At 63.4% G+C, this 17498-nt stretch carries 15 protein-coding genes; 8 read left to right on the top strand and 7 right to left on the bottom strand.

What is annotated here, in order from left to right; translation table 11 throughout:
- Positions 1 to 33 precede the first annotated feature (33 nt).
- On the top strand, positions 34 to 462 hold the full coding sequence (locus SPHINGO391_RS18710) for a DUF3429 domain-containing protein (RefSeq protein WP_193217345.1): 429 nt from the start codon (positions 34 to 36) through the stop codon (positions 460 to 462).
- Positions 463 to 501: 39 nt separating this feature from the next.
- Here the strand turns inward: SPHINGO391_RS18710 and pdeM are convergent, their stop codons facing one another.
- The 3 genes from pdeM to SPHINGO391_RS18695 all read right to left on the bottom strand — a co-directional run bounded on the left by pdeM (position 502) and on the right by SPHINGO391_RS18695 (position 4946).
- Positions 502 to 1230: a ligase-associated DNA damage response endonuclease PdeM gene (gene pdeM / locus SPHINGO391_RS18705; RefSeq protein WP_152010256.1), complete on the bottom strand. Its 729-nt coding sequence runs from the start codon at positions 1228 to 1230 to the stop codon at positions 502 to 504.
- Between the two features lie 11 nt (positions 1231 to 1241).
- A complete protein-coding gene (locus SPHINGO391_RS18700; RefSeq protein WP_244615247.1) occupies positions 1242 to 3782 on the bottom strand; it encodes a ligase-associated DNA damage response DEXH box helicase in 2541 nt (846 codons plus the stop codon).
- Between the two features lie 165 nt (positions 3783 to 3947).
- Positions 3948 to 4946, bottom strand: coding sequence for a methyltransferase domain-containing protein (locus SPHINGO391_RS18695; protein ID WP_244615246.1), 999 nt, complete (start codon positions 4944 to 4946; stop codon positions 3948 to 3950).
- A gap of 106 nt (positions 4947 to 5052) precedes the next feature.
- Here SPHINGO391_RS18695 and SPHINGO391_RS18690 point away from each other — a divergent pair, with 106 nt between their 5' ends.
- From SPHINGO391_RS18690 to SPHINGO391_RS18680, 3 genes are all read left to right on the top strand, one after another.
- On the top strand, positions 5053 to 6063 hold the full coding sequence (locus SPHINGO391_RS18690) for a ligase-associated DNA damage response exonuclease (RefSeq protein WP_152010254.1): 1011 nt from the start codon (positions 5053 to 5055) through the stop codon (positions 6061 to 6063).
- 3 nt (positions 6064 to 6066) lie between these two features.
- Positions 6067 to 7680, top strand: coding sequence for a cisplatin damage response ATP-dependent DNA ligase (locus tag SPHINGO391_RS18685; RefSeq protein WP_152010253.1), 1614 nt, complete (start codon positions 6067 to 6069; stop codon positions 7678 to 7680).
- Positions 7681 to 7743: 63 nt separating this feature from the next.
- Positions 7744 to 8010 (top strand): DUF6460 domain-containing protein, encoded by a 267-nt coding sequence (locus tag SPHINGO391_RS18680; RefSeq protein ID WP_152010252.1) that lies wholly within the window; start codon positions 7744 to 7746, stop codon positions 8008 to 8010.
- Positions 8011 to 8019: 9 nt separating this feature from the next.
- Here the strand turns inward: SPHINGO391_RS18680 and SPHINGO391_RS18675 are convergent, their stop codons facing one another.
- Positions 8020 to 8925, bottom strand: coding sequence for a histone deacetylase (locus tag SPHINGO391_RS18675; protein WP_152010251.1), 906 nt, complete (start codon positions 8923 to 8925; stop codon positions 8020 to 8022).
- A 176-nt stretch (positions 8926 to 9101) separates the two neighbouring features.
- Here SPHINGO391_RS18675 and SPHINGO391_RS18670 point away from each other — a divergent pair, with 176 nt between their 5' ends.
- Positions 9102 to 10454 (top strand): MATE family efflux transporter, encoded by a 1353-nt coding sequence (locus SPHINGO391_RS18670; protein ID WP_152011630.1) that lies wholly within the window; start codon positions 9102 to 9104, stop codon positions 10452 to 10454.
- A 2-nt stretch (positions 10455 to 10456) separates the two neighbouring features.
- Here the strand turns inward: SPHINGO391_RS18670 and SPHINGO391_RS18665 are convergent, their stop codons facing one another.
- Positions 10457 to 11539 carry a quinone-dependent dihydroorotate dehydrogenase gene (locus tag SPHINGO391_RS18665; RefSeq protein ID WP_152010250.1) on the bottom strand — a complete coding sequence of 361 codons (1083 nt, stop codon included), beginning with the start codon at positions 11537 to 11539 and terminating at the stop codon, positions 10457 to 10459.
- Positions 11536 to 11883 carry a DUF952 domain-containing protein gene (locus SPHINGO391_RS18660; RefSeq protein WP_152010249.1) on the bottom strand — a complete coding sequence of 116 codons (348 nt, stop codon included), beginning with the start codon at positions 11881 to 11883 and terminating at the stop codon, positions 11536 to 11538. The genes SPHINGO391_RS18665 and SPHINGO391_RS18660 overlap by 4 nt, the downstream gene beginning before the upstream one ends.
- A 123-nt stretch (positions 11884 to 12006) precedes the next feature.
- Here SPHINGO391_RS18660 and SPHINGO391_RS18655 point away from each other — a divergent pair, with 123 nt between their 5' ends.
- Together SPHINGO391_RS18655 and SPHINGO391_RS18650 are read left to right on the top strand one after the other, a co-directional pair.
- Positions 12007 to 12450, top strand: coding sequence for a hypothetical protein (locus SPHINGO391_RS18655; RefSeq protein ID WP_152010248.1), 444 nt, complete (start codon positions 12007 to 12009; stop codon positions 12448 to 12450).
- Between the two features lie 148 nt (positions 12451 to 12598).
- Positions 12599 to 13255, top strand: coding sequence for a response regulator transcription factor (locus SPHINGO391_RS18650; protein ID WP_152010247.1), 657 nt, complete (start codon positions 12599 to 12601; stop codon positions 13253 to 13255).
- 9 nt (positions 13256 to 13264) lie between these two features.
- On the opposite strand, the gene SPHINGO391_RS18645 is transcribed toward SPHINGO391_RS18650, so the two are convergent.
- On the bottom strand, positions 13265 to 16762 hold the full coding sequence (locus SPHINGO391_RS18645; RefSeq protein ID WP_152010246.1) for a PAS domain-containing hybrid sensor histidine kinase/response regulator: 3498 nt from the start codon (positions 16760 to 16762) through the stop codon (positions 13265 to 13267).
- 226 nt (positions 16763 to 16988) lie between these two features.
- Between SPHINGO391_RS18645 and mscL the strand changes: the two genes are divergently transcribed.
- On the top strand, positions 16989 to 17402 hold the full coding sequence (gene mscL, locus SPHINGO391_RS18640) for a large conductance mechanosensitive channel protein MscL (RefSeq protein ID WP_152010245.1): 414 nt from the start codon (positions 16989 to 16991) through the stop codon (positions 17400 to 17402).
- Positions 17403 to 17498: the final 96 nt, after the last annotated feature.

Raw genomic sequence — 17498 nt, 5'->3', positions numbered from 1 at the left:
ACCGGCATGAGCGCACACCGGAATCAATCCAGCATGATTGCTACCGCCTGGTTTCTGGCGGGACTGGGAGCAATTCCGTTTCTGGCTATGGCGGTTGCCGCGGTCATTTCGCCCGCATTCGCCGCCGCGCATCTGGGCGGTGAAACGGCCTTTCTGGGCTACGGCGCCGTTATCCTGTCGTTCATGGGCGGAGTTCGCTGGGGGCGTGCCCTGACGCTTGACCAACCGGCCCGCGCCGCCGAGCAGATGATTCTGAGTGTCGCGCCCTCGCTGGCCGCCTGGCTGGCCCTGCTGATCGATCGCCCCTGGTCGCTGCTGCTCTTGGCCGCCGGCTTTGCACTGCAGGCGGCATGGGATTTCAAGAGCGCCGGCACTGGCCTGCTGCCGGCCTGGTTCGGGCGGTTGCGCCTGACCATCAGCGCCATCGTGATCGCCTCGATCGGCCTCGTCCTGCTTGCGTGAATGCCGGGCCGGCCGGTGCGATAGCAGGGCTTTGCGGGTTCAGCCATTCATACGGTTGTAAGCAACGGAATAGATCCGCTCGCGGCCGATAAGGTGCGCCACCAGTTGCGTGCGATCAAACAAGCCGCGCATGGCCGGATGTCGCAGTTCCAGCCCGCCCGTGGTTGCACCGAATGCCGGCATCAGCAACCGCTTTCCGTCGCTGGCAAAACACGGCCGGCGCACGCCCTTGCCGCGTCTGATGACGCGCGCTGTGGGGTGAAGGTGACCGGCGATTTCCCCGTCCGCCGCACCCGATTTCGGCTCGTGCCGGAACACCAGGCTTTCCACATGCAACTCGCTGAAGAAACTGCCCTCCAGCCCCACTGGACGATCAGGGTCGTGATTACCCTCGATCCAGACCCAGTCGCGCCCGCGTTGCAGGCCTTGCAACTGTTCCCGGTAACACTCGGGCAAGTGCGCCGAACCGATCCGGTCGTGGAAGCTATCGCCCAGGCTGATCACAAGGCGCGGCGCATAGCTGGCGATCGCCGCGCCTAGTCGCGAAAGTGTGGCGGCAGTGTCATAGGGGGGCAACATCATGCCGCGCCTGGCGAAGGCAGCACCCTTTTCCAGATGCAGGTCTGAGACCACCAGCGTGGCGCTGCCAGGCAGCCAGAGCACTCCCATGCGGTCGCACACCACCGCAGTGCTGTTGACGGAAAGCTCGGCCGTCAATGGGCCGGTTGCCGGAGTGTCGCTTTCAAGCGCTGCATTCGCGCCATGCATGGGTGTTCCATTCAGATCTGGTTCTGGGCCTCGGCAAGCAGGTCCTCTGCCGCCTCGGCCAATATGCTCTCATGCGCCTCACCGGCAACCGTCTCGCGGCCGATTTCCAGCATGATCGGTACGGCCAGCGGCGAGATGCGCTCAAGCGCTCGGTGCTGGATGTGCCCCTTGATTCGCTTGAGCATAGCGCCGAGCCGCTGAATGTCCAAAAGCCCCTGTGCGGCATCGGCGCGCGTCGCCTGCAGCAGGATGTGGTCGGGTTCGTGGGTGCGCAGCACATCGTAGATCAGGTCGGCTGAAACCGTTACCTGGCGCCCGGATTTCTCCTGGCCGGGGTGCCGTTTCTCGATCAGCCCGGAGATCACCGCACAGGCCCGGAAGGTCCGCTTGAGCATCCAGGATTCGTTGAGCCAGGCATCGAGGTCATCGCCCAGCATGTCCTCGTCAAACAGCTCGGCGAGATCAAGCCGGCCATCGGAAATCATCGCCCCCATGTCCTCGAGCCCCCAGACCGCCAGCGAGTAGTCCGTGGCGACGAAGCCGAGCGGCTGCGCCCGCATGCGCTCCAGCCTGCGGGTGAGCAGCATACCCAGAGTCTGGTGCGCGATCCGGCCTTCGAAGGGGTAGAGCACCATGAAGAACCGTTCGGCCCGAGGAAACGTCTCGATCAGCAGGCTGTCGCTTGAGGGTAGCTGGGAGACCTGCTGCTGCATCCTGAGCCAGTCCGACACCTGGTCGGGCAGGGCGCCCCATTTCGTCGGATCGGCGATCATTGCCCGCACGCTGTCTGCGAGATAGGTCGAAAGCGGAAACTTGCCGCCGGCATAGGCCGGCACCTTCGGATCCTGGTCCCAGGCCTTGGAGACCAGGCATTCGTTCTCGCGGATGCCCTCGAACCTGAGGATCTTGCCGGAAAACAGAAACGTGTCGCCGGGCGCCAGCGTTTCGAGGAAATACTCCTCCACCTTGCCCAGCGGCGGTCCGCCGCGGCCCGACAATGTGCCGTTCTTGCGGCTGGTCATCCGCACATTGAGCATCGGCGCCTCGATGATGGTGCCGATATTGAGCCTGTACTGTTGCGCCACCTGCGGATTGGAGATCCGCCACAGACCGTCGGCGCGCTTGCGGATCCGCGCATAACGCTCGTAGCTCTTGAGTGCGTAGCCGCCGGTGGCGACGAAATCGATCACCTTGTCGAAAGTCTCCCGGTCGAGGTCTGAATACGGCGAGGCGCTGGTCACTTCCGCATAAAGATCCTCCGCATCGAAGGGAGCCGCCGCCGCCATGCCGAGCACGTGCTGGGCCAGCACGTCGAGCCCGCCGTCGCCACCTGATGGCGTATCCTGCGCGCCCACGTAATTTGCGTCGATCGCGGCCTGGCATTCCAGCACCTCGAAGCGGTTCGCCGGCGTCAGGATGGCCCGGCTCGGCTCGTCCATGCGGTGGTTTGCCCGCCCGATGCGCTGCGCCAGCCGGCTTGCACCTTTTGGCGCGCCAACATGCACCACGAGGTCGACGTCGCCCCAGTCGATCCCGAGGTCCAGCGTCGAGGTGGCGACCACGGCGCGGAGCTCGTTGCGCCCCATCGCCGCCTCCACCCGCCGCCGCTGCGCCGCATCCAGCGAGCCGTGATGCAGGGCGATCGGCAGGCTGTCGTCATTGATCCGCCACAGCTCCTGAAACAGCAGTTCCGCCTGGCTGCGGGTGTTGACGAAGATCAGCGTGGTGCGGTGATCCTTGATGGTCTGGTAGACGTCGGGGATGGCGTAGCGCGCCGAGTGCCCGGACCACGGAATCCGCTCCTCGCTCTCAAGAATGGTGATGATCGGGCTTGCTCCGCCGGCCACCGTGATCCTCCCGGCGCGCTCATCGGTCAGGCGCGATTGCGGCACCAGCCAGCGCTGCAGTTCCTCCGGATCCGCCACCGTCGCCGACAGGCCGATGGTCTGCAGGCCCGGCGCCAGTTTCCGCAGCCGCGCCAGGGCCAGCGACAGCAGATGGCCGCGTTTGGAGGCAATCAGCGAATGCAGTTCGTCGAAGATCACATAGCGCAGGCCGGAAAACAGCCGCTCGGCGTGGGTGTTGGCGATCAGCAGCGACACCTGTTCCGGCGTGGTCAGAAGAATATCGGGCGGATCGGTGCGTTGCCGGGCCCGCTTGGATTGCGGCGTGTCGCCGGTCCGTGTCTCTATCCGCACCGGCAGGCCCATTTCCTCGACCGGTCGCGCCAGGTTGCGCTCTATGTCGACGGCCAGCGCCTTGAGCGGCGAGATATACAGTGTATGCAGCGATCGCGCACCGGCGGAGCCGGGCTTGGGTTTGCCGCGGGCGGCGAGCTCGGTCAGGCTCGGCAGGAAGCCGGCCAGCGTCTTGCCGGCGCCGGTCGGCGCGATCAGCAGCATCGAGCGCCCGGCTGCGGTTTCGGAAAGAAGTTCCAGCTGATGCGCGCGCGGCTGCCAGCCGCGGCTGGCGAACCAGCCAAGGAACGGCTCGGGCAATGCAAATCCCGGATTGTCGGTGGCAGGCGCAGATTCGGCTTTCACGGCTGTCAATCTAGTGCAGCGCCGCGGCCAGTCCAAGACGGGTCGTGACGATAGGCCAGGGAGCATGGGCCTGCATCAAACCCGGGCACGGTCCGCCTGTTCCATCGCGCCTGCCGGGCCATTGCCACTGGCTTCGTTCTGGCCTGACCGTGGCAGCTTCAGTGTCCGGAGCTTTCAGTTGAGCGCAACACGAGGCGGGTCGGAGAGCAAGTCGGCCGTTTGCTGTTTTGTCGCCACAACGCCCGGGCGCTTGCGCGCGATCACCAGCAGACCCGAAATCACCTCGGTGCCGTCCCGCCGGATCGGCTCCCGCGACAGTCGAAGGATGTCGAGGCCATGCTGCTCGAGCAGGCCACGCAGATAGGGTTCGCCGTGGCAGTAGCGCAGCGAAGCTTGCAACAGCCAGTCGCAATCCTCCGGGCCGGCTTCCAGCGAAAAGGCCATCAGTCCTCCGGCTGCGACGAGGTTCGCCGCCACCTGGATGACTGGCGCGAGGTCGCCGAAATAGGCAAACACGTCCGCTGCGGCGACAAGCTCGGCCGGTTCCGCGCCCGGAAGCCGCGCAGCGGCGATCCCCTTCAGGATGTCGGCCTGCCCGAGCCGGTCGTACAGACCCTTCTCTCCGGCCTTAGCCAGCATGCCCTGCGACAGATCATAGCCTTCGAGCCAGGAGGTCATGCGCCGGATCCGCTCCCCGAACAGGCCGGTACCGCAGCCCAGGTCAATCACCCTGGCAAACTGGGTCTCCTTGCCGGCCGCCTCGCCGAGCAGAGCCGTCAGACGTTCCGGCACGCAATAGCCGAGGTCTTCCAGAAGGGCTGTATCGAAACGGTCGGAATAGCCGTCGAACAGCGCTTCGACATATTCTGAGGGCGGGGTCGACGGAGTTTCGGCCTGGCCGGTCAGCGACAGCTTCAGGCTTGCGCCGAAAATGTCCGTTGGCGAAAGCGTGAGCACCTTGCGCCATGCATCGGCAGCCCCCGCGTGATCGCCGGACTTTTCGAGGTAGCCGCCAAGCTGGTGCCAGCCCGCGGCCCAGAGCGGCGCAAGTTCAAGCGCCTGTGACTGCAGATCGGCTGCAGCAGCCAGATCGCCGGATTCCGCGTACAGACGGGCGTAGTGAGCGCGGCGATCGGCAGTCAGATCGCCAGAGGAAAGCTGGTAGGATGTCATGTGTGTGGACCAAACAGGAACCGTTGATGGAGCCTATGCGTTGGCCGCGCAGAATACGCAAGCCCTTTTGCAAGTCACGCAGCCGCCCTAATTGATTGGCATGAAAATGAAACCTGAAGATCTGCTGATCCCCCGCCGCGAAGGGCTCTATTGCCCGCCGGGGGATTTCTTCATTGATCCGGTGCGCGGCGTCGATCGGGCGCTGATCACTCATGGCCATGCCGACCATGCCCGCGCCGGTCACGGCCATGTGCTGGCGACGGCGGAAACGCTCGACATCATGGCGATCCGCTATGGTGCCGACCACGCTGGCGCCACCCAGCCGGCGGGCCTGGGCGAGGTGATCCGGATCGGGGACGTGACCGTGACATTTCATCCCGCCGGCCATGTCCTGGGATCGGCCCAGATCGCCGTCGAGATGAACGGCATGCGCATTGTCGCTTCGGGGGACTACAAGCCAAGACCGGATCCCACCTGCGCCACGTTCGAGCCGGTCGCCTGTGATGTCTTCATCACTGAAGCGACCTTTGCGCTGCCGGTATTCCGGCACCCGATCGCGGCTGACGAAATCGGCCGGCTGCTGCGTTCGGTCTCGCGCAATCCCGAGCGCGCCCATCTGGTCGGCGTCTATTCGCTGGGCAAGGCGCAACGCGTCATCCGCCTCATCCGTGACGCAGGCTATCACCAGCCGCTCTATATCCACGGCGCGCTTCAAAAACTATGCGACTATTACGAAAGCCAGGGCATCGGGCTCGGCGATTTGCGTCCGGCGACCGTCGCCGCCGGTGCCAAGGGCGATTTCGCCGGTGCCATCGTTCTCGGCCCGCCCTCGGCTTTTGGCGAAAAGTGGGCGCGCCGCTTCCCCGATCCCCTGGTCAGCTTCGCTTCCGGCTGGATGCAGGTCAGGGCGCGTGCCCGCCAGCGCGGCGTCGAACTGCCGTTGGTGATCTCCGATCATGCCGACTGGGACGAGCTTGCCGAAACTATCAAGACCGTGGCGCCGGGGGAGGTCTGGGTCACCCACGGCCGCGAGGAGGCGCTGGTGCGCTGGTGTGCCATGCAGGGTATACCCGCCAGGCCGCTGCATCTGGTCGGCTATGAAGATGAGGGGGATTGAGCCGTGAACCGCTTCGCCGATCTTCTCGACATGCTGGCGTTTACGCCCTCGCGCAATGCCAAACTCTCGCTACTGAAAGACTATTTCCGCACCGTTGCCGATCCCGAGCGCGGCTATGCGCTCGCCGCCATCGCCCGCGATCTGGACATCCCGGCGGTCAAGCCGGCGCAACTGCGTGAACTGATCTCGTCGCGCATGGATCCTGAACTCTTCGGCTATTCCTACGATTATGTCGGCGACCTGGCCGAAACCATCGCCCTGGCCTGGCCTGAAAAGGCGGTCTCTCGTCCGGGCCGCAATGACGCACCGGGACTGGCCGAGGTGGTCGAGACCCTGCAGGCCTCCTCGCGCCGCGAAGGCCCCGGCCTCGTCGAGGCTTGGCTCGACCGGCTCGATCCGCCGGGCCGCTATGCGCTTCTCAAACTGGTCACCGGCGGGTTCCGCATGGGACTTTCGAGCCGTCTGATCAAGCAGGCACTGGCCGGTTTCGGCAAGGTCGAGGTCAACGAGATCGAGGAATTGTGGCACGGTCTGAGCGCGCCCTATGCCGATCTGTTTGCCTGGCTCGAGGGATCAGGTCCGAAACCGATCAATGCCGGCGCCGCGCCGTTCCGCCCGGTGATGCTCTCGCACGCCATTGAGGACAGGGATTTCGAGAAACTCGATCCGGCGGATTTCACCGCGGAATGGAAATGGGATGGTATCCGCGTCCAGGCGGCCTCCGAACGCGGCATCAGCCGGCTCTACACCCGCACCGGCGACGATATCTCGGCGGCATTTCCCGATCTTGTTGATGCCATCGCCTTCGACGGCGCACTCGATGGCGAACTGCTGGTGGCGCGTTCCGCCGGCGGTCACATCGAGACCGGCAGCTTCTCCGATCTGCAGCAGCGCCTCAACCGCAAGACTGTAACAGCACGGCAGCTGCGCGATCATCCGGCCTTCTTCCGCGCCTATGACCTGCTGCAGGATGGCGAAGAGGATCTTCGCTCGAAACCTTTTATCGAGCGCCGCACCCGCCTCGAAAGCTTTGTTGCCGGATTGAACCCGGAACGTTTCGACTGCTCCGCGATGCTGGCATTCGACAGCTGGGATGACCTTGCCGCTCTCCGGGCCGATCCGCCTTTCCCGGTAATCGAAGGGGTGATGATCAAGCGCAAGTCGGCGCCTTATCTGCCCGGCAGGCCGAAGGGCGAGTGGTTCAAGTGGAAACGCGACCCCTTCCTGATCGACGCGGTGCTGATGTACGCCCAGCGCGGCCACGGCAAACGTTCGGGCTTCTACTCCGACTACACCTTCGGTGTGTGGCGCGAGCCGGGCGAGCTTGTGCCCGTCGGCAAGGCTTATTTCGGCTTCACGGACGAGGAACTCCTCGAGATCGACAAATATGTCCGCAACAACACCATCGAGCGTTTCGGTCCGGTCCGCTCGGTGCGCGCCGCGGCAGACAAGGGGCTCGTCTTCGAGGTTGCGTTCGAGGGGATTGCCCGCTCGTCCCGTCACAAGTCCGGCGTCGCCATGCGGTTTCCGCGCATCAACCGCCTGCGCTGGGACAAGCCTCCGGGCGAGGCCGACAGGCTGGAAACGCTCGAGCGCATGATCGACGGCATCGAATGACGGTCTTGCCCGAGGCCTCTACCGTGCTTATGTGAAGGCCGACGAAACACGGGAATCGCCGGCATGAGCAATGGTCTGACACGCTTTCTGGGTGATACGCCCGGTCGTACGGCACTCAAGCTGCTGGTCGCCTCTTTCGTGGTCGGCGTCGTCATGGCGGCCTTCAACTGGTACCCGGTCGATATCCTCTACATCGTTCGCGATTTCCTGGTGAACCTGTGGGAAACCGGCTTTGCCGCGCTCGGCCGTTTCGGCGGCTATCTCGTGCTTGGCGCCGGTGTCGTGATCCCGGTCTTCATCATCATGCGGCTGCTCAGCCTGCGCAGATAGCGCCCGCTCTCAGACGAATTCGGAAGCAGCCTCGAAGGTCATGAGATGCCGCCGGGCGACGGCGTCGACGTCGCGGCTGTAGCCGCCGCCAAGAACCGACGCCACCGGGATGCCTCGTTGCCTGAAAAACGAGAAAACCCGCCGGTCGCGGTGCTTCAGCCCCCGGTCTGTCAGTGACAGCCGCCCGAGCCGGTCGTGCTCATGCGGATCGACGCTTGCATTGTAGAACACCAGGTCGGGCGAGAAGTTGTCGATGCTGCGCGGCAGCAGCCAGTCAAGCGTTTCAAGATAGGCCTCGTCGCGTACCCCGTCCGGCAGCGCGACATCGACCGACGAGGTCTGCTTGCGCACCGGGTAGTTCTTCTCGCTGTGCATCGATACGGTGCGGATGGCGTCGATGCCGGCGCAGATCTCCGCTGTGCCGTCGCCCTGGTGTACATCGAGATCGACGACCAGGACACGGCCCACCTCGCCATCGGCGAGCAGCAGAAGCGCGGCCACCGCCACATCGTTGAAGGTGCAGAAGCCGGCCCCTTGCGCCCGCCGCGCATGATGGCTGCCGCCAGCCGTATTGCAGGCAATGCCGCCATGGAGAGCCAGCCGTGCCGCCATCACCGTGCCGGCGGTGGCGAGCCGCGCGCGCAGGCTCACCCGTTCATTGACCGGAAACCCGATCTCGCGCTCGATCGGCAACGGGACCCTGCAGGCCAGCACCTGATCCACATAGCCGCGTTCATGGGCAAGCGACAGCCATGCCGCAGACGCCGGCGCCGGTGCGTGAAAGACAGAACGTGATCCCGTGTCGCTGTCCCGGATCAGCTCCATCAGCCGTGTGTACTTGCCCATCGGAAACCGATGGCCAGGGTCGAAATTGGCATCATAGTCTGGGGCGTGGACAATCGGCAGCAGAGGCATGGCTTCTTATGCCCGGGGCCGCGCCAATCGTCCATCGGGAGCGTCGCGGCATTTCGCCCCCTTCCGATTCATCAAAAGCATTGATGCCGTGTGATGCGTGCGGCCCTTTACAGCAGGATCGAACTCGAACAGGAAAGAGACATCTATTCCCGCTGGGTTTGCACCGCTTGTCAGATATGCTTCTCAAAACCGATGTCCTGCCGCCGGAAGGTCGTGCCTTCGAGGTGACCAACCGCATGGTGTTTGCCATCGCGGTGCCGATGACGCTGGCCTTTCTGACCACCCCGCTTCTGGGACTGGTGGATACCGCCGTGGTTGGACGGTTGGGCGATGCGGCGTTGCTGGGTGGTCTGGCGATCGCGGCGATCCTGTTTGATCTGGTGTTCACCACCTTCAACTTCCTGCGCTCGGCCACCACCGGCCTGGTCGCCCAGGCCATGGGGCGGGGTGATCCGACGGAAGAACAGGCCGTTTTCTGGCGGTCGCTGATGATCTCCGTCGTCGCCGGTTTGCTGATCATTGCGGCCACGCCGCTGCTTCTGGCTGCAGGGCTGGCTTTCATGGGCGCCCAGGGCGAGGTGGCGGCGGCCGCCTCGACCTATCTGGTCATACGCGCTCTCTCGGCTCCCGCGGCTCTGGCCAACTACGCCATCCTTGGCTATGTGCTCGGCCGCGGCATGGGCGGAACCGGCCTGCTGCTGCAATCGGTCATCAACGGCACCAACATCATCCTGTCGATATGGTTCGGGCTGGGGCTGGGCTACGGCCTTGAAGGCGTTGCTCTGGCCACGGTGATCGCCGAGTTCACCGGTTGCGCCATGGGTTTCCTGGTCATTCGGCGGAGGTTTGACCGCGCCCACAGCCCATCGTGGAAGCAGATCATCGACCGGCCGGCGGTCATGCGGCTGATGGCGCTCAACGGCGACATCATGATCCGCTCCTTTGCGCTCATCGCGGCCTTTGCCTGGTTCACCCGGCAGGGCACCGGTTTTGGCGAAACCACCCTGGCCGCCAATGCCATCCTGATGAATTTCTTCATGGTCGCGGGCTATTATCTCGACGGTTTTGCCACCGCCGCCGAGCAGCTCGCCGGCCGGGCCATCGGCGCCCGCCACCGTCCGGCTTTCGACAAGGCCGTTCGCCTGACGGTGTTCTGGGGCTTCGCGCTTGCCGGGTTCACGACAGTGTTTTTCCTGATATTCGGAAATGCCGTCATCGGCCTGATGACGACCCTCGAACCGGTTCGGCTGGAGGCAGGCGCCTATCTGTTCTGGGCGGCGCTGACGGCGCTTTCGGGCGTGCTCGCCTTCGAGATGGACGGCGTCTTCATTGGCGCCACATGGTCGCGCGACATGCGCAACATGATGCTTTTGTCCCTTGCCCTGTTTATCGGCCTGTCGATCGTCTTCACCCAGGTCTGGGGCAATCTGGGTCTCTGGATCTCGCTCAACATCTTCCTGATGGCGCGGGGCTTCACCCTGATGGCGCTGCTGCCGCGACGCAGCAACACGGCTTTCGGCCCCGCCTGATCCTATTCCGGAATGGCCATTCCGGCGTAGTGGCCGGTTCTGCTGTCACGCAGGTCCGAGATGCATTTGAGGTTTTCATGGTCGCAGAGGCGGGAGAGGCCGCGCAAGATCCGCCCCGGCAGCATCGGACCGCCATAGATGAAGCCGGTGTAGAGTTGAACCAGGTCAGCGCCGGCGCGTATCTTTTCCGCGGCCGTCTCGGCACTGTCGATCCCGCCAACGCCGATCAGCGGCATGTCGATCCCGAGCTTCAGCCGCATCTTGGCAAGCACGATGGTCGAGCGCGCAAACATCGGGCGTCCCGACAATCCACCCGATTCGTCACGCTTCGGGTCCGCGGACAGGCCGTTGCGCGACAGCGTCGTGTTCGAGATGATCACGCCGTCGAGCCGGTGCGTCAGGCATTCGGCCGCGATGTCGTCGAGATCGGGCTCGGTCAGATCCGGCGCGATCTTGAGGAACACCGGAATCCGCCTTGCCTTCCGGTCGCGTTCGGCCAGCACCCGGCCCATGAGTTCGGAAAGGGCCTCTCGGGTCTGCAGGTTGCGCAGCCCCGGTGTGTTTGGTGAGGAGATGTTGACGGTGAAATAGTCGGCGACATCTGCGAACAGGTCGATGCCGGCGACATAATCCCCGGCGCGGTCGTCACTGTCCTTGTTGGCGCCTATGTTGATACCGAGAATGCCGTCACGCGGGCGTGCCGTTATCCGCGCATGTGCTGTCGCGTGTCCCTGGTTGTTGAAGCCCAGCCGGTTGATCACGGCATGGTCATTGACCAGCCGGAAGATCCGCGGTCTCGGATTTCCCTGTTGCGGCTTCGGTGTCAGCGTTCCGATCTCGGCATATCCGAACCCGAGGCGCATGAGCTCATTGGGCACCTCCGCGTTCTTGTCAAATCCGGCGGCCATGCCCAGCGGGTTGGGGAAGGCCAGTCCTGCGACGTTGACCGAAAGCCGCGGGTCAAGGTTGGCCCGGCAGCCCGGCACCAGCCCGCTCTTGAGCGCCGTGATCGAAAGTCCGTGCGCGGTTTCCGGATCGAGCGTGAAAAGCGCACTCCGGGCAATTCCATCAATCAGGCTCATCACGACTCCATGTCCGGAAACTCGTGGGCGCCGTCAGGTCCGAGCGGCAGCGGCTTGACCCATTTGACCGCCGACAACGGCATGTCGGCGTACAGGTGCGGGAAAAGCGCCCCGCCGCGGGATGTCTCGAACACCAGCTTTTCGCCCAATGCGCTGGCATCGACAGCAACCAGCAGCAGGTTTTCCTGACCGCTGAAGTGTTTTTGTGCGGTTTCGATCGCCTGGTCTCGCGTGGAAAAGTGAATGAAACCGTCCGCCAGATCGACGGGTGCGCCTGTGAACCGGCCTTCGGCTTCCGCAGCGCGCCAAAGCGTTTCGGGCGTGATCTTGTAGATGGTCGCATGCATTGTGGTGCGTCTCGCTTTCCCGCTGTTGCGCCTGGAAACCCGTTTTGGGCGGGCCCTCCGGGTACACTTCTCGATTTCGTCTTTATTGCGTGTCATCACATACAGAAACAGGAGTGTGCCGTCATGACCCGTTTTGCAATTCTCACCGCTTCCGTTCTCGCCCTGCCGATCGCAGCAGCGGCTTATGCCCAGGAACCGGGTTCAAGCCGTTATACACTCGAAAGGACCGAGAACGGATTTGTCCGGCTCGACACCCGGACCGGTGAGATGTCGATCTGCACCGAAAAGACCGGCCAGCTTGTCTGCCGGCTGGCCGCCGATGAGCGCCGGGCGTTCGAGGAAAGCCTCTCGGACCTGTCTGCGCGTGTGGAAGCACTTGAGAAGCGGCTCGAACTGGTGGCGCCCACGGAGCAAGATCCTGGCATTCCCGACGAGGCTGAACTCGACCGTGCCTTGAATGCGATGGAAAAGATGATGCGCCGGTTCTTCGGAATGGTCGAAGAACTTGAGAAGGAATTCGAGGACAAGCCGAAGATACCCCTGGAACCGATCCCGGATCGGACCTGAGCGCCGATACACCTTGGAGTCTGCCTGCGTTTGGAGCATCATCTCGCCCGTGCTATTGCGCGAGGGCTTAGCGCGCCGCTAGAGTGATTTGCCCAAGCCGGCTTCATGCCGGTTTGCAGCGGCAGCGCGATCGGGAGGGGGAGAGTGCATGGCGCAGATGACATTCATTATTGCGGACGATCATCCGTTGTTCCGGGGTGCCATGCGGCAGGCCCTGGAGGGGATTGATGCAAACATTGAAATTCTCGAGGCCGGGGATCTGGAAAGCGCACGCAAGAAAGCCGGCGACCACCCGGAAGCCGATCTCATTCTTCTTGACCTGACCATGCCAGGCGTCTCGGGCCTGTCCGGCCTGATTGCCTTTCGCGCCGAGTTTTCAAGCCTTCCGGTGGTGGTCGTCTCTGCCACCGATGATGTCTCCACAATGCGCAGGGCACTCGAACTCGGCGCATCCGGTTTCATCTCCAAATCCGCCAGCATCGATGAAATCCGGGAAGGCGTGCGCACCGTTCTCGGTGGCGGGATCTGGACGCCGCCGGACGTTGATCTGGGATCCGAGCACGATCAGGAGATCGCCAGCCTGATCGCCCGCATCCAGACCCTGACACCGCAGCAGGGACGGGTCCTTGGCATGCTCGCCGAAGGCCTGCTCAACAAGCAGATTGCCTATGAGCTCGGCGTCTCCGAAGCCACGATCAAGGCCCATGTGTCCGCCGTTCTGCAGAAGCTCGGCGTCGACAGCCGCACCCAGGCTGTGATCCAGCTTTCGAAGATCGGCGCCGAGGTTCTCAGTCAGGGCGACTGAGCGCACCGGCTACTCCGCGGCAGTGCGCCGCATGACCGTCACCTGATTGAGAAACGCCCTCAGCGCGGCGGGTTTGATCGGCTTGTTCTGAACAGCGATCCGCTCGGCTTCTGCCATGCCGCGCACTTCCGGGGTCCGGTCGGCTGTTACCAGCAGAGCGGGGATGTCCATCCTCCAAAGCTTGCGCAGTGCGATGATTGTCTCGATGCCGGTGCCGTCATCAAGGTGGAAATCCGCGAAAATCGCATCTGGCGCGTCTTCGGTTTCCGCGATCCTCAGGCTGTCCTTCAACGAATCCGACGCCAGCACGGTGCATCCCCATCCGCTCAGCAGCAGCGTCATGCCTTCGAGGATCTTCGGTTCATTGTCGATGCACAGGACGCGCAGGCCCTTGAGGTTGCTGTTTGCGGCGCTGCTCCCGGCACGGCGCGGCTGTGCCTTGGTCTGCACGATGTTGGTTTCGACCGGCAGCTCCACCCGGAACTCGGTCCCCTTGCCCGATTGTGACGCAATATCGACCGAATGCTTGAGCACGCGTGCAATGCGGTCGACGATCGACAGGCCGAGCCCCAGCCCGGACGCCGTCCGGGCGCCTTCTTCAAGCCGGGCAAACTCCCTGAAAACCGTCCGGAACTTGGTGGTCGGAATGCCGATACCTGTATCGATGACCTGGATGATGACCTTGTCGCCGCGCCGGCGGACGCCGACCAGGACCCGGCCTTCGCGCGTGTATTTGATGGCGTTTGACACCAGATTCTGGATCAGGCGCCGCAACAGGTTGGGGTCGGAGCGCACGTGAACGCTTGTGGGCATCACGGTGAATCTGAGGTTCTTCTCGCGCGCCACCGGCGCAAAGTCGGTGACCACCCGCTGCAACAGGTCATTGAGCGGAAAGCTCGCCAGTTGCGGCTTCATCGCGCCGGTGTCGAGCCGCGAGATATCGAGAACCGCGCCCAGGATGGCCTCCACCGATTCAAGCGACGAATCGATGTTTTGCACCAGCTTCTGGTCTGGCGAATTGCCCAGCCGCTCCACCAGTGTCGAGGAATAGAGGCGGGCGGCGTTGAGCGGCTGCAGGATGTCGTGGCCGGCTGCGGCAAGGAACCGCGTCTTGCCGATATTGGCTTCTTCGGCGGTCAGTTGCGCCTTTTCCAGCTCGCGGTTGACGCGGGTCAGTTCTGCGGTTCGCTGGGTAACACGCTGTTCAAGCGTCTCGTTGGCCTGCTTGAGTGCCATGTCGGCCGCAACCCGCTCGGTGATGTCGGCATAGGTGGTGACGATGCCGCTGTCAGGCATCGGGTTCGAGCGGATTTCGATGATCCGCCTTTCCGGGCCGATGGTCAGCGAGAACGGCTTGTCCATGATCAGAAAGCGGTCCAGGGCTTCCTGCTCCTCGCCCGCAATCAGGTCGCCGCGCTCGACCAGGATGGAGATGATGTTCTCCAGCGGGAATCCGACCTGGCCGACCTGCTCGGGCAATTCCAGAAGCGAGCGGAAGCGCTTGTTCCAGACCGTCAGCCGGTTGGTGTTGTCAAACACCGTGATGCCCTGGTCCATCTGTCCGAGTGCCGTCTGCAAGAGATCGCGGTTGTATTGCAGTGCTTCGGATGCCTCGTCGAGCAGCCGCGCCGTGTCGCCGGGAATGTCATCGGCGCGCTCGAACAGCAGCGACAGCACCAGCCGCGCCGAGGCCGAACCGATGGCGCTGCCGAGCAGTTGCTCGGCAAACCGCAACATGCCCATGTCGGCCGGATCATGTTCGTTGATCCACCGGCCTATGGCGCGCTCGTGCGAATGAAACGACCGCTCGGTCCGCTCCTGACCGAGATAGCGGCTGATGGTCTGCTTCAGGTCGCCGACCGTCACCTTGGTTTTCCAGCTGCGCCCCGAAGTGGTCATCCGCTGGCTTTCCGGAATGAATACGGCCGACTGTATGCGCTCGATAGACTTTGGCCGCCGCGACAGCGATCCGACCACAAAGCACAGGCAGTTGACCAGCAGGCTCAGGACCACCGCATTGAACAGCGGGTCTGCCCCCGGTCCGGAAAACTGCGCACCGGGAATGATGAAATCGAGGATGGAGGCCGCGACGTGGCTGTTGTCGGGTCCGCCCAGGCTCGGAACCATCAGGATGTAGGCCCAGATCGCAATGCCGCTGGAAAGGCCGGCAATGGCGCCGCGCGCATTTGCCTGGCGCCAGAAAAGCCCGCCGAAGAAGGCCGGGGCGAGCTGGGCGATGGCCGCGAAGGACAAGAGCCCGATCGAGGCAAGGCCGGCATTGGTGTCGGCAGCGCGATAATAGGCAAATCCGAGCAGCAGGATCGCGACGATGGCTGTCCGCCTGATGGTCAGGATCAGGTTAGCGAAATCGCCGCTCTGGCCGCGGCGGGTGCGGCGCCTGAGCACCACCGGCACGATGATGTCGTTGGAGATCATGATGGCGACGGCCACCGAGGCCACGATCACCATGGCCGTCGCTGCCGAAAAACCGCCGATGAAGGTGATCAGCGTGACCATCGGCATGTCGTTGGCCATCGGCAGCGCAAGCACGAAAAGATCGCTTCCGCCGCCGGAGCCGAATTGCAGGACACCGGCAATCGCCACCGGCAGAACGAAGATGTTGATGGCAATGAGATAAAGCGGCAGCAGCCACCCCGCCAGTCGCAACTCGCCCGGCGTCCGGTTCTCCACCACCGTGACATGGAACTGGCGCGGCAACAGGATGATGGCGAATGCCGAAAGCACGGTGAGCAGGACCCAGCGCAACAGCGGGGTTTCGTGCGTCAGCGCGGTCATCACCTCGGCATTGGCGGTCGCAGCCTGCAACAGGTCCCAGGGACCGTCGAAAAGCATGAACACCACTGTCAGTCCGATCAGCGTGAATGCCAAAAGCTTGACCAGCGATTCCATCGCGATGGCGAGGATCAGGCCGTCCTGGTGTTCGGTGGCGTCGGTGTGGCGCGTGCCGAAGATCGCCGCGAAGGCAGCAAGCACCAGGGTGACGAAGAAGGCGATGTCGGAGAGGAAGAAGGTCTGCGTTACCCGGTTCAATTGCTCGACATCTACCATCACCGCTACCGAAGACGAGACCGCCTTGAGCTGCAGTGCGATATAGGGAATTGTGCCGATGACCGCGATCAGGGCCACGAGCGCGGCCACCAGCGGGCTCTTGCCGTAGCGCGCCGCCATGAAGTCGGCGATGGATGTGAGCTTTTCCGCCTTGGCCAGGGTCACGATCCGCCTGAGGATCGGCATCCCCAGCGTAAACATCAGGATCGGACCGATGTAGATCGCGGTGAATTCCAGTCCTCGCGAGGCGGCGAGGCCAACACCGCCGAAATAGGTCCAGGAGGTGCAGTAGATGGCCAGGCTGAGCGAATAGATGATCGGGCGGCCGGCTGTCCGCCTGCGCCGCTGGCGCGCCGAGCGGTCGCCATAGGTTGCGATGGCAAACAGCATCAGCAGATAAAAAAGGGCTGATCCGAAAACCAGCCAGCCGGGCATCATGATCTCACTCCTCCCCTCGCCTCCGGGATGCACCATAAACCCTATACCCCGCCAAACAAGGCAGCCTTTGGTCGATCAGACCGAAGCTGCCTCTTGCGGTGGGAGACGCAGAATTCGGGTTTTTGACGCACGTAAGTGTGTTAGACAACTCAAAACCGATTTAGCGGGCGCGCGGGCCCTGCGGTTTGAAGAAGAGGGACATCCGCGACAAACGGAGAGAATGGACATGTTGAACGAGTTCAAGGCGTTTATCGCCAGGGGCAATGTAATGGACCTTGCTGTCGGTGTGATCATCGGCGGTGCATTTGGTCTTATCGTTTCATCGCTGGTCGATGATATCATCATGCCGGTCGTCGGCGCGATCTTTGGCGGAATTGATTTCTCCAATTTCTTCATCCCGCTCGCGGGTGGTGTGACGGCCACCACGCTGGATGCCGCAAGGGAGCAGGGTGCGGTCCTCGCCTATGGCAATTTTCTCACCGTGGTGATCAATTTCCTGATCCTGGCCTGGATCATCTTCCTGATGGTCAGAGCGGTCAACTCGCTGCGCAAGGAGGAAGAGGTCGCTCCGGCAAAGCCCGCCGCGCCTCCGGCCGACATCGCGCTGCTGACAGAGATCCGTGATCTCTTGAAGAAGTAGCCTTCCCGCTGCCGCGCCAGCGGTCAGGCGGACAGGTCGAAGTCAGACCCCGGCACCCGTGCCGGGGTCGTTGCCCCTGCGCTGCTTGCATCAGAA

Origin of the sequence: Hoeflea sp. EC-HK425 (assembly GCF_902498795.1) — a bacterium.
GTDB lineage: Bacteria > Pseudomonadota > Alphaproteobacteria > Rhizobiales > Rhizobiaceae > Hoeflea > Hoeflea alexandrii.
This window is presented reverse-complemented; position numbering and strand designations above follow the sequence as displayed.